Source organism: Burkholderia sp. TSV86, assembly GCF_001522865.1.
Lineage (GTDB): Bacteria > Pseudomonadota > Gammaproteobacteria > Burkholderiales > Burkholderiaceae > Burkholderia.
This window is the reverse complement of the sequence record NZ_LOWB01000070.1, coordinates 143,619-169,404: the sequence shown is the minus strand read 5'-3', so window position 1 is coordinate 169,404 and position 25,786 is coordinate 143,619. Positions and strand designations below refer to the sequence as shown.

Here is a 25,786-nt window from a genome sequence, read left to right as displayed (position 1 = left end):
CACCATGAAAATCGTCGTCATCGGTCACGGAATGGTCGGCCATAAGCTGCTCGAGTGCATCGTGGCGGGCATGAGCCCGGATGATGCGCGCAATGCGCCGCAGATCGACGTGATCTGCGAAGAGCCGCGCCCCGCTTACGATCGCGTCCACTTGTCGGAGTTTTTCTCTGGCCGCTCGGCCGACGATCTGTCGCTTGTCGAACCGGGCTTTTTCGAGCGCCATCCGAACATCCGGCTGTGGTTGAACACGAAAGCGAGCGCGATCGACCGCGGCGCGCATACCGTCACGCTGTCCAGCGGCGGTACGCTCGGCTACGACAAGCTCGTGCTCGCGACCGGCTCGACGCCGTTCGTGCCGCCGGTGCCGGGGCGCGAGCGCGCCGGCTGCTTTGTCTACCGGACGATCGAGGATCTGGAGGCGATGCACGCGTGCGGCGCGCGCGCGAAGAGCGGCGTGGTGGTCGGCGGCGGGCTGCTCGGCCTCGAATGCGCGAAGGCGCTGCTCGACATGGGGCTCGACACGCATGTCGTCGAATTCGCGCCGCGGCTGATGGCCGTGCAGGTCGACGAAGGCGGCGGCCGGATGCTGCGCGCGCGCATCGAGGCGCTCGGCGTGCAGGTGCATACGGACAAGAACACGCTCGTGATCACCGACGGCGGCACGGCCGCGCACCGGATGCAATTCGCCGACGGCACGCATCTGGACGCCGACATGATCGTGTTCTCCGCCGGCATCCGGCCGCGCGACGAGATCGCGCGGCAATGCGGGCTCGAGATCGGGCCGCGCGGCGGCGTGGCGATCGACGAACACTGCATGACGAGCGACGCCGATATCTACGCCATCGGCGAATGCGCGGCGTGGCGCGGCCAGACGTTCGGCCTGGTCGCGCCGGGCTACGAGATGGCGCGCGTCGTCGCGCGGCGGCTCACGGGCGGCGATGCCGCGTTCGCCGGCGCCGATCTGAGCACCAAGCTCAAGCTGATGGGCGTCGATGTCGCGAGCATTGGCGATGCGCACGGCAAGACGCCCGGCAGCCGCGTCTACCAGTTCGCGGACGAGCGCAAGCAGATCTACAAGAAGCTGGTCGTATCGGAGTGCGGCACGCATCTGCTCGGCGCGGTGATGGTGGGCGACGCGGCCGAGTACGGCACGCTGTTGCAGATGATGTTGAACCGGATCGCGTTGCCCGACGCGCCCGAATTCCTGATCCTGCCGCAGCCGGACGGCGGCGCGAAGCCGGCGCTCGGCGTTGACGCGCTGCCTGACGCCGCGCCGATCTGCTCGTGCAACAACGTGACCAAGGGGCAGCTTTGCGATGCGGTCGCCGGCGGCGCGACCAGCCTCGGCGCGCTGAAGAGCTGCACCGGCGCGGGAACCTCGTGCGGCGGCTGCGTGCCGCTCGTCACGCAGATCATGAAAGCCGAGATGAAGCGGCAGGGGCTCGCGGTGAGCAATCATCTGTGCGAGCACTTCCCGTATTCGCGGCAGGAGCTTTTTCATCTGGTGCGCGTCGGCCGGATCGAAACGTTCGGCGAGCTGCTCAAGCGGCATGGGCGCGGGCTCGGCTGCGACATTTGCAAGCCGGTCGCCGCGAGCATTCTCGCATCGTGCTGGAACGAGTTCGTGCTGAAGCAGGAGCACGCGGGCTTGCAGGATTCGAACGACTACTTCCTCGCGAACATCCAGCGCGACGGCACGTATTCGGTCGTGCCGCGGATGCCGGGCGGCGAGGTCACGCCGCAAGGGCTGATCGCGGTCGGCCAGATCGCGCAGAAGTACGGGCTCTATACGAAGATCACGGGCGGCCAGCGCGTCGATTTGTTCGGCGCGCGCGTCGAGCAACTGCCGCTGATCTGGGAGGAGCTGATTGCGGCCGGCTTCGAATCCGGGCACGCATACGGAAAGGCGCTGCGCACCGTGAAATCGTGCGTCGGCTCGACGTGGTGCCGCTACGGCGTCGGCGATTCGGTCGGGCTCGCGATCGCGCTCGAGAACCGCTACAAGGGGCTGCGCGCGCCGCACAAGCTGAAGTTCGGCGTGTCCGGCTGCACCCGCGAATGCGCGGAGGCACAAGGCAAGGACATCGGCGTGATCGCCACCGAGAAGGGCTGGAACCTATACGTGTGCGGCAACGGCGGAATGAAGCCGCGCCACGCGGAGTTGCTCGCCGCCGATCTCGATCGCCACGCGCTGGTGCGCTACATCGACCGCTTCCTGATGTTCTACATCCGCACCGCCGACCGGCTGCAGCGCACCAGCGTTTGGCGCGACAGCCTCGAAGGCGGGCTCGACTACCTGATCGACGTCGTGGTGCACGACAAGCTGGGGATTGCCGCCGAGCTGGAGGCTGACATGCAGCGCATCGTCGATACCTACGAATGCGAATGGAAGAAGGCCGTCGACGATCCGGCCACGCGCCGGCGCTTCCGCCATTTCGTCAACAGCGACGCGCCCGATTCGACCATCGCGTTCGTGAAAGAGCGTGGCCAGATCCGCCCCGCGATGCCCGGCGAGCGCGACGCGCTCGCGCCGCATGCGGGGCCCGCGTTCGAGACCGAAGCCGAAACCGAAACGGCCTGACCTTCGTTGAAGCCCTTTGAATGAAGCCCTCTGAAGACCTTTGAAGCCTTTGTCTGCCAGGAGATCGACATGAACCGCCATCAAACCGCTTCCGGCTGGACCCGCATCTGCGCGCTCGACGACATCGTGCCGAACACCGGCATCTGCGCGCTCGTCAACGGCGAGCAGATCGCCGTGTTCCATATCGATGCCGCCGGCGCTCCCCGCGCCCAGGTATTCGCGATCGACAACATCGATCCGCATTCGCGCGCCGCGGTGCTCTCGCGAGGGCTGATCGGCAGCATCGGCGAGCGGATCGTCGTGGCGTCGCCGTTGTACAAGCAGCATTTCGACCTGCGCACCGGCGAGTGTCTCGAAGCGCCGGACAAATCGGTGGCCGCGTATGCGTCGCGCGTCGAGAACGGCGACGTCTGGGTGGCCGCGTGATGCGCGCATGCGCGCGCGCACGGCGCGCCGTGTGACCGAACGAACCCAAGGCGAATGATGATGGCGAGCGTGAAGAGCGTGTGTCCCTATTGCGGCGTCGGCTGCGGGATGGTGCTGCATGTGGAGGACGGCGAGGTGGTCAAAGTGTCCGGCGATGCCGAGCACCCGAGCAATTACGGCCGTTTATGCACGAAGGGCTCGTCCGCGCACGTCGCGTTGCGCAACGCCGGCCGTCTCGAACATGCGTTCGTGCGCGACACGCGCGATCACGATCCGGCGCCGGTGCCGATGGCCGACGCGATTGCCGAGACCGCGCGCCGGCTGCGCGCGGTGCTCGACGCGCACGGTCCCGACGCGGTCGCGTTCTACGTGTCGGGCCAGCTTTCGCTCGAAGCACAGTATCTCGTCAACAAGCTGGCGAAGGGCTATGTCCGCACGCCGCACGTCGAGTCGAACTCGCGGCTTTGCATGGCGAGCGCGGGCAGCGGCTACAAGCTGTCGCTCGGCGCGGATGGGCCGCCCGGTTCGTATCAGGATTTCGATCGCGCGGATCTGTTCTTCGTGATCGGCTCGAACATGGCCGACTGCCATCCGATCCTGTTCCTGCGGATGATGGACCGCGTGAAGGCGGGCGCGAGGCTGATCGTCGTCGATCCGCGCCGCACCGCGACCGCCGACAAGGCCGGGCTGTTCCTGCAGATCCGGCCCAGCACCGATCTCGCGCTGCTCAACGGGCTGCTCCATCTGCTGCATGAAAACGGCCAGACCGATGCGGATTTCATCGCCGCGCACACCGAAGGCTGGGACGCGATGCCAGCGTTTCTCGCCGATTACACGCCCGCGCGCGTGGCCGAGCTTACCGGGCTGACCGAGGCCGACATCCGGCTCGCCGCGCAGTGGATCGGCGAGGCGGGCGAATGGACGAGCTGCTGGACGATGGGCCTCAACCAGAGCACGCACGGCACCGCGAACACGAACGCGATCTGCAACCTGCATCTCGCGACAGGCAAGATCTGCCGGCCCGGCAGTGGGCCGTTTTCGCTGACCGGACAGCCCAACGCGATGGGCGGGCGCGAGATGGGGTACATGGGGCCGGGGCTGCCGGGCCAGCGCAGCGCGCTCGACGGCGACGACCGCCACTTCGTCGAGACCGTCTGGAACCTGCCCGCCGGCACGCTCAGGCAAGATGCGGGCGGCGGCACGGTCGAGCTGTTCCGCAAGATGGCCGCGGGCGATATCAAGGCGTGCTGGATCATGTGCACGAATCCGGCCGCGACGGTCGCGAACCGCAGCAGCGTGATCGCGGCGTTGAAGGCAGCCGAGCTGGTGATCGTGCAGGATGCGTTTCTCGATACCGAGACCAACCGTTATGCGGACATCCTGCTGCCGGGCGCGCTGTGGGCGGAGGGCGAAGGCGTGATGATCAACTCCGAGCGCAATCTGACGCTGATGCAGCAGGCCGTCGAGCCGCCCGGCGACGCGCTGCCCGACTGGCGGATCATCGCGCAGGTTGCCGCCGCGATGGGTTTTGGCGACGCATTCGATTATCGTTCGGCTGCCGAAATATTCGACGAGATCACGCGCTTCGCGAATCCGAAAACGGGCTACGATCTGCGCGGGGCGAGCCACGCGGCGCTGCGCGCGGCGCCGATCCAGTGGCCGTGCCCGCCCGGCGACGGCGAAAGCCGCCATCCGATCCGCTATCTGACCGACGGCGCGGCCCAGGGAGCCGGCGACGGCGCCGCCACGCCGCCGCGGCTCGTGTTTCCGACACCCTCCGGCCGCGCGCGCTTCTTCGCGCGGCCACACGTCGCGCCGGCCGAAGCGCCGGCGCGCGAGTTCCCGATCGTGCTGAACACCGGCCGGCTGCAGCACCAGTGGCATACGATGACGAAGACGGGCAAGGTCGCGATGCTGAACAAGCTCAATCCGCGCCCGTTCGTCGAGATCCATCCGGACGACGCGGAGATGCTCGCGATCGGCGCGAACGACAGCGTCGAGATCCGCTCGCCGCGCGGCCGCGCGGTCCTGCCCGCCGTCGTGACCAAGCGCGTGCGCCCGGGCGCGTGCTTTGCGCCGATCCACTGGAACGACGTGTACGGCGACGAGCTGTGCGTGAACGCGGTGACGAACGATGCAGTCGATCCGGTGTCATTACAACCCGAGCTTAAATTCTGCGCGGTTTCGCTCGCGCGCGCCGACGTAGCCAGCGGCGCGCGTGCCGACGCAGAGGGCGAAGCTGCTGCCGCCGCGCAGCCGCATGACGTTGCAGCCGCCGTGCCCGGCGATACGCGCGCGGCGTCGGCCGGCATAGCTTCCGGCCACGCGCGCGCGATGCCGTCCAGCTGCGCATCTGTTACTGCTTCCAACGCATCGACCATGGCCGATATCGACACCTTCGCCGATTTGCTCGGCATCCCGGCCCAGGCGGGCGCGCGACGGCTGACCGACGCCGAGCGCGTCTACGTCGAGGGCTTTATCGGCGGCTTGCGCGCGGCCGCCGCGCAGGCGCGGCTGGCGGGCGTGCCGGTCATGCCCGCCGGCGCGCCGCTTGCGGCCGACACCCGGCTGTGGCTCGACGGCCTGCTCGCGGGGCTGTTCAGCCGCGCGCCCGGCCCTGGCGGCGGACCGGAAGAGCTGGCGCGTTTGCCGGCCGGCGCCGGGCTGGCAACGGTCGCGGCCGGCGCGCCGGCTCGCGCTGCGCATGACGCGAATGCGGCGAACGGCGTGCGGATTCTGCGCACGCGGCCGAAGGTCACGCTGCTGTGGGCGTCGCAGACGGGCAACGTCGAATCGCTGACCGAGCGCTACGCCACCCAGCTGATGGACTCAGGTTTCGAGATCCGCATGACCTGCATGGCCGACTATCCCATCGACGCGCTGCCGAACGCGCAATACGTGCTGTTGATGACAAGCACGTTCGGCGACGGCGACGCGCCCGACAACGGCCAGGATTTCTGGGCCGCGCTGAGCGCGAACGACGCGCCGCGCATCGACGGCGTTCGTTATGCGGTGCTCGCGTTCGGCGATCGCAACTACGATCAGTTTTGCGGCCACGGCCGCCGGCTCGACGAGCGGCTTGCCGCGCTCGGTGCGGCGCGCGTGATCGGGCGCGTCGATTGTGATGCCGAATACCAGCCGGGCGCCGATGCCTGGCTCGAGCGCGTGATCGCGCGGATCAAGGAGGACGATGCCGCCCTGCACGCGGTGCCCGCCGACGGCATGATTCCGGCCGGCGCGGTGCCGACGAAAGCGCGCCCAGCCGCGTCGCGGCTGATCGCGAACCGGCGGCTCAACCGGGCCGGCGCGGCCAAGGACACGCGTTACGTGTCGCTGTCGACGGACGGCACGGCGCTCGAATACGAAACAGGCGATGCGCTCGGCGTATGGCCAACCAATTGTCCGGCGCTCGTCGACGAGTTGCTGACGCTCGCGCACGTCGAGCCGGACGCGCCGGTGACGGTCGCGGGGCTGGGCGAGCTGCGCGCGGCGGACGCGCTCGCCAGGCACTTCGACATCACGCGCACGCATCCGGACGCGCTCGCGTTCATCGCGGCGCGCAGCTCGGCGGGCGATGCGCTGAAAAGCCTGCTGCGCGACGATCGCCGCGCCGATCTCAAGCACTGGCTATGGGGGCAGCAACTTGCCGACGTGCTGCACGAGTTTCCCGTCGAGCTATCGGCGGCCGAGCTGATCGGCATGCTCAAGCGGCTGCAGCCCCGGCTGTATTCGATTGCGTCTGCGCCGAGCGCTCACCGTGGCGAGATTCACCTGACCGTGTCGGCGGTTCGCTACAACAACGGGCGGCGGCAGCGCAAGGGCGTCGCGTCGACATTCCTTGCGGATCGAGCGGCCGATGCCAGCGTGCCGGTGTTCGTGCAAAAGTCCGCGCACTTCCGGCTGCCCGCGAGCGGCGACGTGCCGATCGTGATGGTCGGGCCCGGCACCGGCGTCGCGCCGTTTCGCGGCTTCCTGCACGAACGGCGCGCGCGCGGCGCGACAGGGCGCAACTGGTTGTTTTTCGGCGAGCAGCACGCGGACACGGATTTCTACTACAGCGACGAACTCACGCAGATGCGCGACGACGGTTTTTTGACGCGTCTCGATCTCGCGTTCTCGCGCGACCAGGCGCAGAAGATCTACGTGCAGGACCGGATGATCGAGCACGGCAAGGAGCTATGGGCGTGGCTGGACGACGGCGCGCATTTCTACGTGTGCGGCGACGCCGCGCGGATGGCGAAGGACGTCGACGCGGCGTTGCGCACGGTGGTCGCCCGGCATGGGGGGATGAGCGACGAGCGCGCGGCGGAGTACGTCGCGCGGCTCGCGAAGGACAAACGGTACGCGCGCGACGTGTATTGAGGGAATCGACGCGGGGGGAAAGGCGCGGGGCGGGCGGGAATGCCGGGAGCGCGGCGCTGCATCGGGGGGAGGCCGCGTTTGCCTTGCAATGCTGTGCTTCGTTGCGAAGTGCGTTGCCGAGCGGGGCTTTGCTGCGCGGTGTTTCGCCGTGAGGCACCGCGCTACGCCGCGCAGTGCTTCATCGTGTGGTGTTCCGCTGCTCGGTGCCTCGCTTCGCAATGCCCCGCGCGGCAGCCGGGGCGGATTGGACCCGCGCTGCAGGCCGTGCTTGCGAACGCGCGGATCTCCGTGTGCCGACGGCAACGAGCCAATCCGACGGCTCGCATCGAATGTACCGAATGAAATGCGCCGAGCGGCGGCTCACGCCGCTATGCCGCGAATTCATCCTTCAACGCCCGATACAGCCGCCGATACCGCGCGAGCCGTCCAGCCAGCAGCGCCGAGCGGGCAGGATCGGGCGCGATCGTCTCGACGATCGCGGGCGTCACGCAGACCTCGTCGATCGTGTCCCGCGTCGCAGCCAACCGTGCAAGCCGCGCTGCGCCGAGCGCCGCGCCGAGCGCACCGCTCTCGTGCCGGTGCATCGCGATTCCCGTCGCATCCGCGCAAAGCCGTGCCCACAGCGCGCTTTTCGAGCCGCCGCCGATGAACGACGCCGCGTCGAGCGTCGTGCCGGCTTCGCGTAGCGCCGCGTAGCCGTCGGCCATCGCGAATGCGACGCCTTCCATCACCGCATACGCCAGATCGCCCGCGCGGTGCTCGCTCGCGACGCCGAAAAACACGCCACGGGCGTTCGCATCGTTGTGTGGCGTGCGCTCGCCGCTCAGGTACGGCAGAAAGAGCGGCGCGCGCGCCGCGTCGGCTTGCTCGGCAAGCGCGGGCAGCGCATCGACCGCGATGCCGGTCGTCTTGGCGAACCAGTCGAGGCTCGCCGCCGCCGACAGAATCACGCTCATCTGATGCCAGCGCGCCGGCAGGCAATGACAGAACGCATGCACGCCGGCATCGGGATTCGGTGCGAAGCGTTCGTTGCCGGCGAACAGCACGCCGGAGGTGCCAAGCGACAGGAAGCCGCTGCCCGCGTTCGCGATGCCCATGCCGATCGCGCTTGCCGCGTTGTCGCCTGCGCCGCCCGCGATCGTCACCGGGCCGGCGATGCCCCAGTCGCGCCGCAACGCATCACGCAACGCCGCCGCCGCCGCGTTGCCTTCGACGAGGCGCGGCATCTGCTCGCGCGACAGCTCGGTTGCGGCGAGCATTCGCTCGGACCAGTCGCGCCGGCTGACGTCGACCCACAGCGTGCCGGACGCATCCGATAAATCCGACACGAATTCGCCCGACAGCCGCCATGCGACGTAATCCTTCGGCAGCAGCACCTTGGCGGTGGCGCGAAATACCGCGGGTTCGTATTTTGCGAGCCACAGCAGCTTTGGCGCGGTGAAGCCCGGCATGGCCATGTTGCCGGTGATCGCGCGCGATTCCGGCACGAGCGCTTCGAGTTCGACGCATTCGGCGGCCGCGCGCGTGTCGTTCCACAGAATCGCGGGGCGCAGCACCTGGCCCGCGCGGTCGAGCAGCGTTGCGCCGTGCATTTGGCCGGACAGGCCGATGCCGCGCAACGCGGCGAAGCCGTGCGCATGCGTGGCGCGCACGGCGGCGATCGCGTCGAGCGTTGCGTGCCACCACGCTTGAGGGCTTTGTTCGGACCAATGCGGATGCGGGCGCTCGACCGATAGCGGTGCGCTGCCGGTTGCGAGCGGCGTGGAATCGGCGTCGGTGAGAATCGCCTTGACTTCGGACGTGCCGAGATCGATGCCGAGAAAAGTCACGGGTGGAGGCTCCGGTTCGGTTGGCGCGCCGCGCGCGGGGACGCATGCGACGGCGGCTCGGTGGGAAGGACGGGCGCGTGGCGCAGGCTCGAATCGCTCGAATCGCTCGAATCGCCGGACAGCGGCTCGCGCCGTCCGTTCAATTGATGCAGCGCGCGGAACCGCGACGGCGGCATGCCTTTTGTCGCGAGGAATTGCCGGTTGAAGTTCGACAGATTGTTGAAGCCGACTCAGTAGCAGATGTCGGTCACGCTAAGTGCCGAGCCCATCAGCAGCTCGCAGGCTTGATCGATGCGCAGCCGGTTCAGATATTGGACGAACGTCGTGCCGGTATGGCGGCGGAAAAAGCGCGTGAACGTGCTGACGCTCATGCCGGCGAACGCGGCGACGTCGGTTTCCGCCAGCGCGCCCGACAGGTTCTGCCGCAGATACGCGAGCACCTGGTTGATCGTCGAAGACATGTAGTGCTGCGCGTCGATTCGGTAGCGCGGGCCGGCGAGCAGCCGGCGCTCGGCGCATGACGACAGCCGGCCGAACAGCGCCATCAGGATCTCGACGCGCCGGCAGCCGTGCGCGCTCGACAGCTCGGCCATCAGCGGCGCGAGCGCGAGGCCGAGTGTATCGGGAAACTGAATACCGCGCGATGCATCGTCGATCAGATCGAGCACTGGCTGCAACTCGGTGAACGCGGCGACCATCTTATCGGCCGACGCACGCGAGAATTGCAACACGAGGTCGCGCGACGGCACGCGCTCGCCGGGGCCAAGCTCGCTGATCCAGTTGTGCGGCAGATTCGGCCCCGTGATAATCAGATTGCCCGGCGCGAAATCGCCGATATGATCGCCGACGAAAAACTTGCCGCGCGACGCCTGAATCAAATGGATTTCGTACTCCGGATGAAAATGCCATTTCGCGACTGGGTGCGGATAGTCGTGGGTCCACGCGCGAAACGAATCGTCGTGACGGGTGGGGACGATCTCAAGATCAGGGTTCATGTCTCGCTTCGCGAAGGCCGCTGCGCGGCATTTTGTTTTTTAGCGTGCGGCGTGCGCACACCGCGCTCGTCGAATCCCAACGTTATCACGGCGCCCGGCGATGTGCCGAACTGTAGTGACGTGAAGCGGCCGCGCGCTACGTCAAAAGTGGCACGTCGTTGATACTTTTTGCTCGTCCCAAATACTGGTTGATGTGCGTAATTTTTGCCATGCCGTGGCAGCAGAGCGGCAATATTTTCCATATACGACGTTTACCAGCCGAGGTGTTCCGTCTGACTTTTCGTGCGGATTCATTCTTGTCCGGGTTTAATCATGCTTTTCGGTTTTTGATTAACGCATCAGGATTTTGTGTTTTTTTGTTTATCTAAAACTTACCGAGTTTAATAGGGGGTGTTATGGATGGATATTTTTTTAGAGTCATTTTCTTTATAAACTGATTGACATGCCTGCTTTACCTTACTAGGATTGAACGTATTAAGGAGAGGAAATTAACTGGCTGGTAAATCGATAATTTCAAGTGCGATATTTTCAGACGATATCGAGGCTGATTGGCATGGCGCGAGGAAGGCTGTGATAACAGAAAAATCTTTTTGGGTTATTTGCCTGAGGAAATGGGCCGCTATGTTGCCTTAAATCATGTCGATTGTCATGAGCCGTGAATCCGTTTACCTCCTGCTGGCGCCGTCCGCGGGTGCCGGAATTGCCGCGGTCGTTGGCCTTTCGATTGTCTCGATTTACAAAAAATCGGTGAGCCGGACGTCGGCTGGCCGAGCGCTCCGCATAATCTTAACCGGCAATGCAGATAATCATCGTGTTGAGAGTAAAAATGACGTGACGCACGCCGCCGATTAGACGGAAATCGCTTTGCGGCGATGAAAGCCGCTCGTCGATAAAACTCCGTCATCGGCGCGCCGGGTTTCGTCACGGTTTTCAACCAACGCTGAGCAACTGGCAAGTCAGATCATGCTTGGCCTTTTGCGGCCGGATCGTTTAGCGATCCGGCCGCATTTTTCATTGATGCTGAAAGTGAAAGGCTGCCCGATTGCCGTCAGTGCCGTGGTTGCACCTTCGACGAAAACGCATCGCGCAAGCACTCGAGAAAACTCGATGCAGGACGGGGCGGTTGCAGCCCCGGCGGCGTGAACAGATACAACTGCTGCGACGGCGGAGCCACCGGCAGCGCGAGCGGCGTCAATGTCCGATCGAACAGCGCGGTTTCAACCAGCGTATGACGGCTCAACGGAAAGATCGCGTCGATCGTCACCAGCAGGCTGTAGTACAGTGCATACGATGTGCAGCGCGTGATGCGGCGCGGTACCGGCAGGCCCGCCTGTGCGTGGACGTCACGGATGAACGACGGAAAATGGTCGCCGGGATCGGTGTGGATCCACTCGGCCTCTTGCAGCGCGTCGAGCGACGTCGCACCCGCAAAGCGGCCGCCGCGCCGGGTGACGAACAGCGTCTCGAACGACCAGATTGCCTTGATGTCCGCCGACTCGGGGATCGGGCGCATCATCGCGACAAACGCAAGATCGACGGTGCGATTGCGCAATTGCTCGCTCAGCTGCGTGGGCGACAGCTCGCGCAGATCGAACGTCATCTCCGGCCAGTGCCGGCGGAATTCGGCGAACGCGTCGGCAAACCCGGTTACCGCGACGATCGGCGTGAAGCCGATCACGAGTTTGCCGTCGCGCATTCCCTTCAAATGCGCTATGTCTTCGTGCGCGCGCTCCAGTTCGCGCACAATCGAGCGCGCCCGGCCGAGTAGCGCGTCTCCTTCGGGCGTCGGCACGACGCCCCACGGCGTGCGCTCGAACAGCCGCACGCCGAATTCACTCTCCAGTTCTTGAATCGCCTTGCTGATAGCCGGTTGCGTGACATGCAATTCTTTGGCCGCGCCGTTGATGCTGCCCGTTGCCGAGACGGCAACGAGCGCCCGCAATTGATGAGTTTTCATATTAAGAAATATATCACTGTTAGTTATCCGTATCAAAATTTGTTAGTTTTTTGTTAGGCAACGCCTCTTTACGCTTGGCTGCGACGGTTGCGACGCAATCGCTTCACGGAGCCTTTAAATGACGCAGGAGTTCGATTCATCGCAGTTCGCTTCATTGCTCGCGACGCTGCGCGAGTCCGAAGCCGATTTCATCGCGATTCGCCGCGATATCCACGCCCATCCCGAACTCGGTTTTGCCGAGACGCGCACCGCCGCGATCGTCGCGGACAAGCTCGCGTCGTGGGGCTATGACGTGACGACAGGCGTCGGCGGCACGGGCGTTGTCGGCCGGCTGCGGCGCGGCGCGGGCCCGCGCGCGCTCGGCCTGCGCGCCGACATGGACGCGCTGCCGATTCAGGAAGCAAGCGGCCTGCCGTATGCGAGCACCGTCGCGCAGACGATGCACGCATGCGGCCACGACGGTCACACGGCAATGCTGCTCGCTGCCGCTCACCATATTGCTGCGAACGAACGCTTCGACGGCACGCTGCATGTGATTTTCCAGCCCGCCGAGGAAGGGCTCGGCGGCGCGCGCCGGATGATCGAAGACGGCCTGTTCGAGCGTTTCCCGTGCGAGCGCGTCTATGCACTGCACAACGCGCCCGGCGTGCCGGTCGGTCATTTCGCGCTGCGTCACGGGCCGATGATGGCGTCGTCGGATTCGGTGACGATCACCGTCACCGGTCAAGGCGCGCATGGGGCGATGCCGCATCAGGGACGCGATCCGATTGTCGCGGCCGCGAATATCGTGCTGGCGCTGCAATCGATCGTCGCGCGCAACATCGATCCGGCTCGCGCGGCCGTCGTCACGGTTGGGGCGATTCACGCAGGCACCGCGCCGAACGTGATTCCCGAGCAGGCAACGCTGTTGCTGTCGGTGCGCGCGCTCGACGCCACCACGCGCAACGAGGTCGAGGCGCGGATCAGACAGATCGCCGATGCGCAGGCGCACGCATATGGTGTCACGGCGCAGGTCGACTATCAGCCGATCTCGCGCGTGGTCGAAAACCATCCTGACGCGGCGGCGCTCGCGATCGACACGATCGAGGCGCTCGCCGGCCCCGGCGCGTTGATGCTTCTGCCCGACGGCTTGATGGGCAGCGAGGATTTCTCGTGGATGACCGAATGCGTGCCCGGCTGTTATGTACTGGTGGGCAACGGCGTCGATTCGCAAGGGGGCTGCGCAGTGCACAACCCACATTACGATTTCAACGATGCGGTGCTCAGCTGGGGCGCAGCCTATTTTGTCGGGCTTGTGCGGGGCTATTTGCGCGCAGCGGCCTGACGCCGCGCGGCCCAGCCGTGCTGGCGAGCGGCATCGGCGATTCGGGGGGGAGGAGATGAGGAAGCGATACGCAATCGGCGCGGCGTGGCTCGCGCTCGGAGCCGGGGTGGCGCACGCGACGCCCTATCAGGACGTGCTGCTCGCGGCGTTGCCAGAGTTCAATGAACGGTTTCGCGAGGGGCTCGCGCTGTACGGCTCGATCGATATGGGGTTCAACTATCAGACGGTCGGCGGCCGCTCGCTGTGGCAGACGCAAAGCGGCGGCGAATGGACGTCGAAGTTCGGGCTGTTCGGCCGCGAAAACCTCGGCGGCGGCTGGCGTGCGGAGTTCAATCTCGAAAGCGGCTTTCTCGCGAATAACGGCGCGCAGCAAGACGCATCGTCGGCCTACAACCGCGAGTCGTGGATCGGCCTGACGTCGCCTACCTTCGGCCGGCTGCGGTTCGGCAAGCAGATCGGCACCGGGCTGCCGCTTTTCATCGATGTGTTCGGCACGGTCGGCACCAACTCGGTCTACACGTGGCTCGGCGCGGCCGTCGTGCAGACCCGGCGCGGCACCGGCTACAACGCGGATCTCGGCCCCGGTGCGACGCAGCTGCCCGTGCGCGTTAATAACGCGATCATGTATCGCACGCCGATCGCGTTCGGCACGACCAGCGTGACGCTGATGTACGCGCCCAGCAACGTCGCCGGGCGCGCACCCGCGGCATCCGCGCAGGGCGCGTTGCTGCAGTGGTACGACGGCGTGACGTATGTCGCCGCGAGCTACAACCAGGTGTGGGCGGTGAGCGCCGGGCAGACGGTGCGCAACGATCTGTACGGCTTCGGCGTGGTGCGCGACACCGGCAAGCTGGTGTTGTCGGCGTCGTACAACCAATATGCGCCGAAGCTCGCGGGTGATGGCATCGCGCGCGTCTATACGCTCGGCGCGATCGTGCCTTTCGGGCGCAACGCGGTGCGCGCGTCGGCGGTATACCGCGATACGTCCGGCGTGCGCGATGCGTCCGGCAAGCCCGCGAAGGATGCCGCGTTCGGCGTGATGCTCGGCTACGACTATCTGCTGTCGAAGCGCACCGGCTTTTACGCGCGCGCCGGCTTCATCCGCAACTACGGCGAATCGACCGTGCCGCTGAACGCCAATGCGTTGCCGACCGAGCCGGGCACTGCCGAGCCGCGTACCGGGATGACGCCCGTGACGATGTCGGTCGGCATGTATCACAACTTCTGATCTTTTGATGTCCGTTGGACTTTCTTCCGGTCTCTTTCGAAGGATGCCGCTCGATGAACACGACGCCACGCACGCTGGCCCACGACGCGAACGCCACGGCTCTTGCGCACACTGAGGATACGATAGACGAGCGCCGGGCGCGGCGACGCACGGTCGCCGCCGCCGCACTTGGCAACGGGCTCGAATTTTTCGATTTCACTGTCTACAGCTTCTTCGCCGCGCTGATCGGCAAGCTGTTCTTTCCCGCGACGACCGATATCGGCGCGCTGATGGTGTCGCTTGCGACGTTCGGCGTCGGCTTCGTCGCGCGGCCGCTTGGCAGTATCGCGATCGGCGCATACGCGGACCGCGCGGGGCGCAAGCCCGCGCTGGTGCTGACTGTCGGGCTGATGGCGCTGGGCACCGGAATGATCGGCTTCGCGCCGACTTACGCGGCGATCGGCGTGGCCGCGCCGGTGCTCGTCGTGACTGGCCGGCTGCTGCAAGGGTTTTCGGCGGGCGGCGAAGTGGGCGCGGCGACGACCTTGCTGATGGAGTCCGGCGGCGCGCGCCGGCGCGGCGAAATGGTGAGCTGGCAGATGGCAAGCCAGGGCGCGGCGGCGCTCGTGGGGGCGTTCGTGGCGGCGGCGCTGTCGCGGCTGTTGCCGCACGACGCGCTGATGAGCTGGGGCTGGCGCGTGCCGTTCGTATTCGGCTTGTTGATCGGGCCGCTCGGGTTTTATTTGCGGCGTCATCTCGATGATACGTTGCACCAGGCGGTGGCCGCCGCGGAGGCGCATGGCGCAGCCGCGGGCATGCCGGCCGCGCCGTCTCGCGCCGCCAGGATTTCCTGGCGGCAGATCATGGCGGGCACGCTGCTCGTGGTCGGCGGTACGTCGACGATGTACACGATCGTCTTTTCCTGCCTTCGTTCCTGACCATGACCTCCGGAATGCCGCCGTCGGTCGCGTTGCTCGCGGGCTGTGCGGCGGGCGGCGTGCTGCTCGTCGGCTCGCCGTTCGCCGGCCGGCTCGCCGACAGGTTGACGCGCCGCAAGCCGTTGATTTACGCATCGTGCATCGCGTCGTGCGTGCTCGTGCTGCCTGCGTTCGCCGCGATGCACGCATGGCCGTCGGTGGTGACGGCGCTCGCGGTCGTCTGCGTGCTGATTGGCCTGATGACGCTGTCAAGCCCGGCCGGCTTCGTGCTGATTCTCGAAACGCTGCATCCGCAGGTGCGGGCGACGTCGCTCGGCGTGATCTATGCACTCGGCGTGACAATTTTCGGCGGCTTCGCGCAATTGATCGTCAGCGCGTTGTGGCGCGTATCGGGCAGCTTTTACGCGCCGGCGTGGTACGTGCTCGGATGCGGACTCGCGAGCCTCGTCGGGCTGGCTATGCTGAAAGAGGCCGCGCGCGCGTGAGCGGCGCGGGAATCCGGAAGCTTCGCATATCTGATCGATTGCGGCGCGCGCTTCGCACCGGGCGCCGGGTGATAAGCACATAAAAAAGAAGTCTTTGGCGGCGTTCCCGGATCAATGCTTACATAGTCCGTTCCGATTCTTTCCGCGCGATCCACACCGCCATCATGAGCGATATCAGCGAAGCGATCGAGATCCGCCGCCCGAGCGCGCCACGGGCCGATTTGCCGTTCCTGCCATACCGGGCGGGCCGCGCGCTCGATGCGCGCACCCGCCGCGCGATCCATGCGGCATTCACCGCGAATCCGTGCCTGCGCAATTGGCCTGCCGCGTCGATCGACGCATTGTGCGATGCCGGTCATTTGCGCACCTGGACGAGCGGCGAGCTGATCTTTGCGCGCAACGGGCCGTGCGACGATATCCAGGTCGTGCTGTCCGGTGCGATCGAAATGAGCTGGACGAACGCGGCCGGCACGCGTGCGGTTGCGATTTACATGTGGCCGAACGAGGTCATCAATTTCATTCCGGTGATCGACGGCGGCGGCTCGATGCACGACCAGCGCGCGCATGGACTGACGACGCTGTTCCATATCTCGCGCGATGCGCTGTTCGTGCAGTTCGAGCGCGAGCCGTCGCTGCTGCGCGGCGTGCTCGATTTGATCTGCGCACGCAGCCGTGCGTTGCATCGGCGCATCGGCAGGAGCGCGCTGTCGGGGTTTCGCGCGCGGCTGGCCGATCAGCTGCTGACCCTCGCCGAATGGCACGGGCAACCGGCGCAGCGCGGCATCGAGCTGACGATCCGGCTGTCGCAGGAGGATCTCGCTTCGCTGCTCGTCGCGTCGCGGCAGAGCGTGAACAAGGAACTGCGCCAGCTCGTGCGGGAACGAGTCATCGATGCGCAATACAGCCGGCTGACGATTCTCGATATCGAGCGCCTGCGCGAGATCAGCGACGGCGACGAGTGACGGTGCGGGGCGTTTTTTGCGCGGCCGGGCGCGGGCGTGGCCCAGGTCCGTCACACGCATCACGCCGCTGCTGCCGGTTTTGCTGCGGAGATAGGACAAGGGGGCGGGGCGTCGGGCCATCCGCGTGCCGGGTTCCGCTGCGCGCCTCGGCATACGGTGGACGGCTCCGAGGGCCTGACCGAGCTTGAGCGAGGCAAACGGCGCAAGCGCTGCAAGCGTTCCGGGTGTGACAGGTTTCTCGCACACCAAAATGCACCGCGGCGACGGCCGGCATTTCGGTGCGCCACTTCGCCGCGTGCGGACCGGGCGTCGTCTCGCTTATCGCATGCCGGCGCCGCTTGCTATGGACGCTGCATCTCGCACAACACGCTTGGCGGAAACTTCACGCTTCATATGCACGAACGCTAAGCATTTCACCGCCGCGCGCATATCGGCATGCCAACTTCTTCTGTCAAATGTCCAACGCGCGATAGATTCCGCGCCGCGCCCCTGCCAATAATGATTCCCGTCAAATCTTTCCGACTGGACCCTTGACGTGCCGAACCCCTGCGTTGCCCTCACAGACCACCGCTTGAACCGTCACGCACGCTTTGCGCCACGCTGCCGGTGTCAATGCCGGTGTCGCCGCCGCTGAGGCGGCCGATCGCGACTACGCGGCAACGGCCGCGGCGTCTCGTTTTCCCGTGTGTTATCGCCAGTTGCCGCGCGTATCGCGCCGGTGTGCTGTTTCGTCCTGCTCATTTCATATTCGGAGTGCCTCCATGACTAATCTGAGTCTCGCTACATCGAATTTGCTCGACATCCGTCCCGTCACCGGCCGCATCGGTGCGGAAATTCACGGCGTGAAGCTGTCGGCCGCGCTCGACGCGGCAACCGTCGGCGCGATTCGCGCCGCGCTGTTCACGCACAAGGTGATTTTCTTTCGCGACCAGACGCACCTCCACGACGCCGCGCACGAGGCGTTCGCGAAACGGCTTGGCGATCCTGTCGCGCATCCGACGGTGCCTGCCGTCGACGGCACCGAATACTTGCTCGAGCTTGATTCGCATCGCGGCGGGCGGGCCAATTCGTGGCATACCGACGTGACCTTCGTCGACGCGTATCCGCAAGCGTCGATCCTGCGTGGCGTGACGATTCCCGAGGTCGGCGGCGACACGGTCTGGGCCAACACGGCCGCCGCCTACGAGGATCTGCCCGCGCCGCTGAAGTCGCTCGCCGAGCAATTGTGGGCAGTGCACAGCAATGATTACGACTACGCGGCTCATCGCGTCGGCAACGGCCATTCGGCGCATGACGAGCAGGCGCTCAAGCGTTATCGGCAGGTGTTCGTGTCGACGCGCTACGAAACCGAGCACCCGGTCGTGCGCGTGCATCCGCACACGGGCGAGAAAACGCTGATTCTCGGCCATTTTCTCAGGCATTTCACCGGTGTGTCGCCGTCGGGTTCCGCGCATCTGTTCGAGCTGCTGCAAAGCTATGTGACGCGCCCGGAGAACATCGTGCGGTGGCGCTGGCGTGAAGGTGATGTCGCGATCTGGGATAACCGCGCGACGCAGCATTACGCCGTCAACGATTACGGCGACGCGCACCGTGTCGTGCGCCGCGTGACGCTGGCGGGTGACGTGCCGGTCAGCGTCGACGGCCGTCGCAGCATCACGCGTCTGCGCGAGCCGAATCCGCATGCCGGGGCCGCCAGCCACGCCGCATAAGCTGGCCGTGCGCCGCCCCGCACCGTCTTTCCATGTATTTCAGGACGACTATGAAATCACTCATTCGATGGCTGAAACCGCTGTGGCTGCCGATGCTCGCGTTTGCGCTCGCCGTGCCGGGCGCGGCGCCAGCACAGACTGTCATCCGCATCGCCGTGCCGGACACGAGCGCAGGCCCGAAGCCTGCGGGCGGCGGCATCGTCGACGTGATCTACGCGAACAAGCTGCTCGACAAGGCGTTCGCGAAGCAGGGCGTCGAACTACGCTGGACGTTTTTCAAGGGCGCCGGCCCGGCGATCAATGAAGCGTTCGCGAACGGGCAGGTCGATCTTGCGTTTCTCGGCGATCTCGCCGCAGTGATCGGCCGCGCGAACGGGCTCGACACGCGCCTGATTACCGCGCTCGCGCGCAACGTCAACGGCTTTCTCGCCGTCACGCCGGGCTCGGGTATCGCCGATTTGCGTGCGTTGAAAGGCAAGCAGGTGGCGGTGTTTCGCGGCACGGCGCTGCAATTGTCGTTCGACAGCGTGCTGCGCGCCGAGGGGCTTGCCGAGCGTGACTTGCGTGTCGTGAACCTCGATCCGAATGCTGCTGCCGCCGCGCTTGCCGCGCGCCGCATCGACGCCGTATGGGGCTCTGCCAGCGTGTTCGTGCTGCGCGACAAGGGGCTCGCGGACGTACCTGTCAGCACGAAGGGACGCCGGGGCGTCGGCACGCTGAAGGCCGGGCTGGTGGCGTCGTCCGCGTTTTTGCGCACACATCCGGAGCTGGCGCGAACAGTTGTGAAGACGGTGGTCGAGGCGTCGCAATGGCTATCGGACAAACGCAATTTCGACGCATTCATTGCGCTCGAGTCGCAGCAGGGCAACATTGCGCCGTCCATCTGGCGCAACGAGCTTACCGCCGACGATCTGAGCATCGTATTCTCGCCGCTGCTCGACCGCTACTACGTCGACGCATTCAAGCAGGATGTGCGCACGGCGAAGGAGGCGGGTTTGATTCGTCGGCCGTTTGACGTCGATGCGTGGATCGACCGAAGCTACGTCGATGCCGCGCTGCGCGAGCTGAATCTCGGTGCGCACTGGCAGGCATACGAATCGTTCGGCAAGCCGGGGAATGCTTTGTGATGGCCAGGATGACTAAACGCAATACGGCACGGTTGAAATGGACGGCGTTTGCGGCGGCGTGGATGCCGACGATTGCGGTTTGGGCCCAGGCGGACACACCCGCCCGGGCGGCCGACGCGGCTCGGACAATTCATGCGGCGCAGGCAACGATTCCCCGTGCAGAGGCTCCCGGCGACACGACACCGCCCGGAAGTCAGCCCGCCGTATCGAACACCGATGCAATCGCATCACCTGCCGTCGTGCTGAAGGACGTCATCGTCACTGCGCGCCGCCGCAAGGAAAACGCGCAGCGCGTGCCCGCGCCGATCTCGACCGTGACCGGCGACGATCTCGAACTGTTGCGCAACTACCGCGTGCAGGATCTGCAAACCGTGCTGCCGAGTACGAATGTCGCGTTCATCCACGCACGGCAATCGAGCGTCTCGGTGCGCGGCCTTGGTAACAATCCGGCCAATGACGGCCTGGAAGGCAGCGCAGGCGTCTATCTGGATAACGTGTATCTCGGGCGTCCCGGCATGGCGGTGGTCGATTCGCTCGACATCGAGCAGATCGGGCTGCTGCGTGGCCCGCAAGGCACGCTGTTCGGCAAGAACAGCACAGCCGGCATCATCAATATCACCACGCGCAAGCCGACGATGCGCGCTGAGGCGTCGCTCGAGCAGTCGCTTGGCCTGCATGGCTACGTGCAATCGAAAGCGGTGCTCTCGGGGCCGCTTTCGACGACGCTTGCTGGCCGGCTGGTCCTGTATCGCACGCATGAGGACGGCGACGTGACGAATCTGTTCAGCGGCAGCCGGTTGAACGGCGGCACGCGCGAAGGCATGCGCGGCGAACTGCTGTTCAAGCCATCTGCGAACCTGAGCGCGCGCGTGATCGCCGATTATCATCGCGAGGATTCGAGCTACGGCACGACGGTACTGTACGGCTTCGGTCCGACGATCAACGGCTACAATCCGTTTCTGAGCCGCGCGGCATCCATCGGCGCGACGCCGGTGACCAATCCCGCGCTGTATCAAGTCAATCTGGATTCGCGGCAACACGTGAGCGTCCACCAGGGCGGAGTGTCGGCCGAAGTGAACTACACGCTGCAAAGCGGTCACACACTGACATCGATCAGTGCCGCACGTTTCTGGAATTTCGAGCCCTCCAACGACGATAACCTCAACAGGCCCGTGATTTACAACACGGGCGTTGCGGTCAACGATCATCAGCTTTCTCAGGAGTTCCGGTTCGCGTCGCCGACGGGCAGCCGCGTCGATTACGTGTTTGGCGCGTATTATTTTCATCAGCGGTTGAGCAACAACACATTCGCATACTATGGTCCGTTTGCCGACGCGATGATTCTCGGCAACCATGGCGGAGCGCTCGCGAATACGGCATCGAGCGCGCCCGCGACGATGACGACTGACAGCTTCGCGCTATTCGCGCAAGCCACGTGGCACGCGACGCCGCGCGCGGATGTGACGGCCGGCATTCGCGGCACCTATGAGACCAAGGCGGCGAGTGTCACGCGCAACGCGCCGGTCGGCGGCGCGCCGTTGCCCGCCGCGCTGCAGGCGGTGCGTAACGGTGTAATCGGGCAGTACGCATCGGGTGATCTGAATCTGTATAGCCTGAGCCCGTCCGCGCTGCTGAATGTCGGTTACAAGCTCGCGCCGGACGTGCTCGCTTATGCGACGCTGTCGCACGGCGAGAAATCGGGCGGCGTGAACATGTCGGTGTCGTCTGCGCCCACCCAGGGTGCGCAATCACTCGTGGTCGGCCCCGAACGCGTGAACAATGCGGAACTCGGGGTGAAGAGCGAATGGTTCGCACGCCGATTGATCGTGAACGCGAATCTTTTCTGGACGCAGGTGAGCGGCTATCAAGCGACCAGCTTCGTCGCAACGCCCACCGGCGTCGTCTCGGTGCTGACGAACGCAGCGGACGTGAGAAGCCGTGGCGCAGAACTCGATTTGCGCGCGATGCCGATCCGTGATCTCGTGTTGGGCGTCAACGCGTCGTATGTGAACGCGGCTTATACGTCGTATAAAAATGCGCCATGCCCGTCGGAGGTATCGATCCCGAATCCGAAAGCGACGTGCAGCCTGAGCGGGCGGCCGGTTGCCGGCGCACCGCGCTGGATCGTCAATCTGAATGCGCAATACCAGTTCCGGCTTCGTCACGAGATCGACCAATACATCGCCGCGCAATATTCGCTGCGCTCGAGCCAGTACGGCACGCTCGACGATTCGCAGTACGGACGTCTGCCGGGCTACGGCGTGCTGAACTTGACGACCGGCTGGCGGCTTGCGACAGGTCGGCATCAATGGGACTTGTCGATATGGGCGCGCAACGTGTTCGACAAGCGCTATTACCTCGCGTCGTTCGCGACCTACAACGGTGCGTATACGGCATCGGTGGGCGACGAGCGGATGATCGGCGCGACGCTGCGCTATGACTATTGATGCGTGACGACTCAGGAGCCTGACGATGGCAAGATCGAGCGAGCCGATCGTATCGATGCGCGCCGTGCCGCTTCGGCCCGCCGGCGCGGCGCGCGTTTATACGCCGCAAACGCTGAGCCGCGCGGCCGGCCGCCTCGCGCGGGCTGCGGCCGGTTGGCGCGCGCTGAGCTGCGCGGCGCTACCGGTGCTATGGATTGCATTGTGGTGGCATGCGGCGCATCGGCATTGGATGTCGCCGCAAATCCTGCCCACACCCGAGCTGGTCTGGCATACCGCGATCGAACTCGCGTCGGACAACTTGTTTGCTCAACTCGCGGTAAGCCTCATGCGGCTTGCGATCGGGTTTGCGGCAGGCGTGGTCGCGGGCATCGCGCTCGGTGCGCTGATGGGGCGATCGCGGCTCGCGAGCGAGCTGGTGTCGCCGCTGTTTTACGCGTTCGCGCAAATCCCGACGCTTGCATGGCTGCCGCTTTTGATGGTCGTGCTCGGCATTGGCGAAGCGCTGAAGCTCATGCTGATCGTCAAGGCCGTGCTCGTGCCGGTGGCGGTCCATACGCAGCTCGGCATGCGCACGGTGCCGCCGCGGCTCGCGGAGATTGCCGCCGTTGTCCGGCTGCCGCGCAGCGCGACATGGCGCCTGCTCATTGCGCCCGCCGCATTGCCGCCGGTGATGACGGGGCTGAGAATCGCGCTCGCGCAAGGTTGGCTTACGCTGATCGCGGTCGAGTTGCTCGCGTCGTCCGAGGGGATCGGCTACCTGATGGTATGGGGCCGGCAGATGTTTCAGCTCGATATCGTGTTCGTCTGCATTGCGGCGATCGGCGTTACAGGCTTTGCAATGGACGATGTGTTGCGCCGGCTCGATGCATGGATCGTTCGCTGGCCGCGCACCGCGTTGGCCGAGCATGCGTCAGGCGCGCCGCCCAGCGCGCTCGCCAGACTCAATGGCGCGATCCTGCCGGCTGTACTCGTCGCCGTTTGGGCCGCCTGCGCGCATTGGCAATGGGTTGATGCGCGTTTGTTGCCCGCGCCGTCGGCTGTGTTTGCGGGCACATGGCTCGATCTAACGAGCGGCGCGTTGCCGGTGCCGCTCGCGCATACGTTGCTGCGCGCGCTCGAAGGGCTTGCGCTCGGCGCGTTGGCCGGAACCGGCGCGGGAGTCGCGCTTGGGCTCTTGCGCGGGGTCGGCCGCGCCGTCGCTCCGACGCTCGCGGCGTTGCGCCAAGTGGCGATCTTCGCGTGGATTCCTTTATTGACCGCATGGGCCGGCATCGACGAGCTTGCCAAAGTGATTTTCGTCGCGCTTGCCGCGTTCTTTCCGATGTCGGTCGCCGCGCAGCGGGCAGTCGAGAACCTGTCGTCTCAGCTTGCCGAAGTGGCGCGAACACTGCGGCTGTCTACGCGGCAGCGCCTTGCTGCATTCGTGTTGCCGTCGATTGCGCCGGGCCTGTTCGCGGGGCTGCGGCTCGCGCTTGTCTACGCGTGGCTTGGCGCGATCGGCGCCGAATATTTCATGCCGTCGGGCGTTGGCATCGGCAGCTTCATGCTCGATGCGCAGCAATTGTTTCGAATGGACCGATTGTTGAGCGCAGCGGTGATCGTCGGCGCGCTCGGCGCGGTGCTCGGCTGGCTCGGCGGCCGGCTCGAAACCGCGGCAACGCGCTGGCGCGACCCGAGTTGAGTCGCGTTCGCGGCTTGAGCGTGTATTTCCGTTTTCGGTGTTTATCGCACTCCAAACCAGGACCACCATGTCGACTTCCGTCATCTCGCGTCGCCGGCCGGCTGATCGGCCGAACTTTCTGATCATCGTTGCCGATGATCTGGGCTTTTCCGATCTAGGCGCGTTCGGCGGCGAAATCGCGACGCCGAATCTCGATGCGCTTGCCTACGCGGGCGTGCGCTTTACGGATTTTCATGCGGCTTCCGCATGCTCGCCAACCCGCTCGATGCTACTGAGCGGCACCGATCACCATATCGCTGGCATCGGCACGATGGCCGAGGCGCTGACCCCGGAGTTGCAGGAGAAACCGGGTTATGAAGGATATCTGAACGATCGTGTCGTCGCATTGCCCGAGCTGCTGCGCGACACGGGTTATTTCACGACGATGGCGGGCAAATGGCATCTCGGGCTCACGCTTGATCGCGCGCCCGCGGCACGGGGGTTCACGCGATCGTTCGCACTGTTGCCGGGCGCGGCAAACCATTACGGTTTCGAACCGGTCTCGGCCGACGCCGAGCAGCCGAGGCTGATGCGAACGACGCGCTCGCTGTATGTCGAAGACGATCACTTCGTCGACGCGCTGCCCGAGCATTTCTACTCGTCCGATACGTTCGCGGACAAGCTGCTGCATTACCTTGGCGAGCGTCCCGACGATGGCTGTCCGTTCTTCGCGTACCTGCCGTTTTCCGCGCCGCACTGGCCATTGCAGGCGCCAGCCGAGATCGTTGCGAAATATCGAGGTCGCTACGCGCACGGGCCGGATGAGCTGCGCGAAGCGCGGCTTGCGCGTCAGCGTGAGCTGGGCTTGCTCGACGCCGGCGCCGAAGCCCATCCTGTCGTTGCGCAAAACCTGCAATGGGCGCAGCTTACATCCGACGAGCAGGCCTTTTCCGCGCGGACGATGGAAGTTTATGCGGCGATGGTCGAGCGGCTCGATTGGAACGTGGGCCGCGTGATCGATTATCTAAAGGCGACAGGCGAATTCGATAATACGTTCGTGCTGTTTTTATCCGACAACGGCGCGGAGGGCGCTTTGCTCGAGGCATTGCCGGTGTTCGGCCCGAACTTGCAGCAGTTCCTGCGCGAGTACTACGACAACAGCCTCGACAATATCGGCCGCGCGAATTCCTATGTCTGGTACGGCCCACGCTGGGCTCAGGCGGCGACTGCGCCGTCGCGGTTGTACAAGGCATTCACGACGCAAGGCGGGATTCGCGTCGTCGCGTTCGCTCACTATCAGGCACTCGCGCGCAAGCGCGAGATCGGTAGCGCGTTCGCGACTGTGATGGATGTCGCGCCTACGGTGCTTGAACTTGCAGGCATAGCGCATCCAGGGGCGCAATATCGCGGCCGCGAAATCGCACCGCTGAAGGGCGCATCGCTCGTGAGCTATCTTCGGCGCACGGCGCCGCACGTGCATGACGCCGAACACGTGACGGGATGGGAACTGTTTGGCATGCGCGCGGTGCGGCAGGGCGATTGGAAGGCTGTGTTCATTCCGCAGCCCGTGGGCCCGGGCGCGTGGCAACTCTACGATCTTGCCGACGATCCCGGCGAAACCCGCGATCTTGCCGGCGCCGAACCCGAGCGCCTCGACGCATTGCTCACGCATTGGGAGCGCTACGTGATCGAAAACGGCGTGCAGTCCGGTGCACAGCGCATATTCGAGACGTTGCCGCAACAGCAGGAAGATTGACCGGCCCGAACGTCGAGCGCG

At 65.5% G+C, this 25,786-nt stretch carries 13 protein-coding genes and 2 pseudogenes; 12 read left to right on the top strand and 3 right to left on the bottom strand.

Going from position 1 to position 25,786, the window contains the following annotated elements; translation table 11 throughout:
• Nucleotides 1-4 precede the first annotated feature (4 nt).
• The 3 genes from nirB to WS68_RS10675 all read left to right on the top strand — a co-directional run bounded on the left by nirB (nucleotide 5) and on the right by WS68_RS10675 (nucleotide 7,369).
• Nucleotides 5-2,581, top strand: a complete 2,577-nt coding sequence (nirB, locus tag WS68_RS10685) for a nitrite reductase large subunit NirB (protein ID WP_059570759.1) — start codon at nucleotides 5-7, stop codon at nucleotides 2,579-2,581.
• Nucleotides 2,582-2,650: 69 nt separating this feature from the next.
• Nucleotides 2,651-3,007 carry a nitrite reductase small subunit NirD gene (gene nirD / locus WS68_RS10680; RefSeq protein ID WP_059570758.1) on the top strand — a complete coding sequence of 119 codons (357 nt, stop codon included), beginning with the start codon at nucleotides 2,651-2,653 and terminating at the stop codon, nucleotides 3,005-3,007.
• A 54-nt stretch (nucleotides 3,008-3,061) separates the two neighbouring features.
• On the top strand, nucleotides 3,062-7,369 hold the full coding sequence (locus WS68_RS10675; RefSeq protein ID WP_059570757.1) for a bifunctional nitrate reductase/sulfite reductase flavoprotein subunit alpha: 4,308 nt from the start codon (nucleotides 3,062-3,064) through the stop codon (nucleotides 7,367-7,369).
• Between the two features lie 368 nt (nucleotides 7,370-7,737).
• Here the strand turns inward: WS68_RS10675 and xylB are convergent, their stop codons facing one another.
• From xylB to WS68_RS10655, 3 genes and pseudogenes are all read right to left on the bottom strand, one after another.
• On the bottom strand, nucleotides 7,738-9,198 hold the full coding sequence (gene xylB, locus WS68_RS10670) for a xylulokinase (RefSeq protein ID WP_059570756.1): 1,461 nt from the start codon (nucleotides 9,196-9,198) through the stop codon (nucleotides 7,738-7,740).
• A pseudogene (locus tag WS68_RS10665) lies at nucleotides 9,195-10,193 on the bottom strand (helix-turn-helix domain-containing protein). Before WS68_RS10665 ends, xylB begins: the two are co-directional and overlap by 4 nt.
• 1,048 nt (nucleotides 10,194-11,241) lie before the next feature.
• Entirely contained in the window at nucleotides 11,242-12,150 is a 909-nt protein-coding gene (locus WS68_RS10655) for a LysR family transcriptional regulator (RefSeq protein ID WP_059570754.1), read from the bottom strand.
• Nucleotides 12,151-12,268: 118 nt separating this feature from the next.
• On the opposite strand from WS68_RS10655, the gene WS68_RS10650 reads away from it, so the two are divergent.
• From WS68_RS10650 to WS68_RS10610, 9 genes and pseudogenes are all read left to right on the top strand, one after another.
• The gene (locus WS68_RS10650; RefSeq protein WP_059570753.1) at nucleotides 12,269-13,474 is read left to right on the top strand and encodes a M20 aminoacylase family protein; all 1,206 of its coding nucleotides are present in this window, start codon (nucleotides 12,269-12,271) and stop codon (nucleotides 13,472-13,474) included.
• 55 nt (nucleotides 13,475-13,529) lie between these two features.
• Nucleotides 13,530-14,702 (top strand): porin, encoded by a 1,173-nt coding sequence (locus WS68_RS10645; protein WP_059570752.1) that lies wholly within the window; start codon nucleotides 13,530-13,532, stop codon nucleotides 14,700-14,702.
• 53 nt (nucleotides 14,703-14,755) lie between these two features.
• Nucleotides 14,756-16,104, top strand: a pseudogene (locus tag WS68_RS29585) (MFS transporter).
• A gap of 164 nt (nucleotides 16,105-16,268) precedes the next feature.
• Nucleotides 16,269-17,066: a Crp/Fnr family transcriptional regulator gene (locus tag WS68_RS10635; protein ID WP_059570751.1), complete on the top strand. Its 798-nt coding sequence runs from the start codon at nucleotides 16,269-16,271 to the stop codon at nucleotides 17,064-17,066.
• Nucleotides 17,067-17,827: 761 nt separating this feature from the next.
• Nucleotides 17,828-18,775, top strand: coding sequence for a TauD/TfdA dioxygenase family protein (locus tag WS68_RS10630; protein ID WP_059570750.1), 948 nt, complete (start codon nucleotides 17,828-17,830; stop codon nucleotides 18,773-18,775).
• 50 nt (nucleotides 18,776-18,825) lie between these two features.
• Nucleotides 18,826-19,902, top strand: a complete 1,077-nt coding sequence (locus WS68_RS10625) for an ABC transporter substrate-binding protein (RefSeq protein ID WP_082709946.1) — start codon at nucleotides 18,826-18,828, stop codon at nucleotides 19,900-19,902.
• 8 nt (nucleotides 19,903-19,910) lie between these two features.
• Nucleotides 19,911-22,349 carry a TonB-dependent receptor gene (locus WS68_RS10620; RefSeq protein ID WP_059570749.1) on the top strand — a complete coding sequence of 813 codons (2,439 nt, stop codon included), beginning with the start codon at nucleotides 19,911-19,913 and terminating at the stop codon, nucleotides 22,347-22,349.
• 25 nt (nucleotides 22,350-22,374) lie between these two features.
• Nucleotides 22,375-24,030: an ABC transporter permease gene (locus WS68_RS10615; protein ID WP_197419576.1), complete on the top strand. Its 1,656-nt coding sequence runs from the start codon at nucleotides 22,375-22,377 to the stop codon at nucleotides 24,028-24,030.
• A 67-nt stretch (nucleotides 24,031-24,097) separates the two neighbouring features.
• On the top strand, nucleotides 24,098-25,765 hold the full coding sequence (locus WS68_RS10610; RefSeq protein ID WP_059570748.1) for an arylsulfatase: 1,668 nt from the start codon (nucleotides 24,098-24,100) through the stop codon (nucleotides 25,763-25,765).
• The last annotated feature ends 21 nt before the right edge of the window (nucleotides 25,766-25,786 follow it).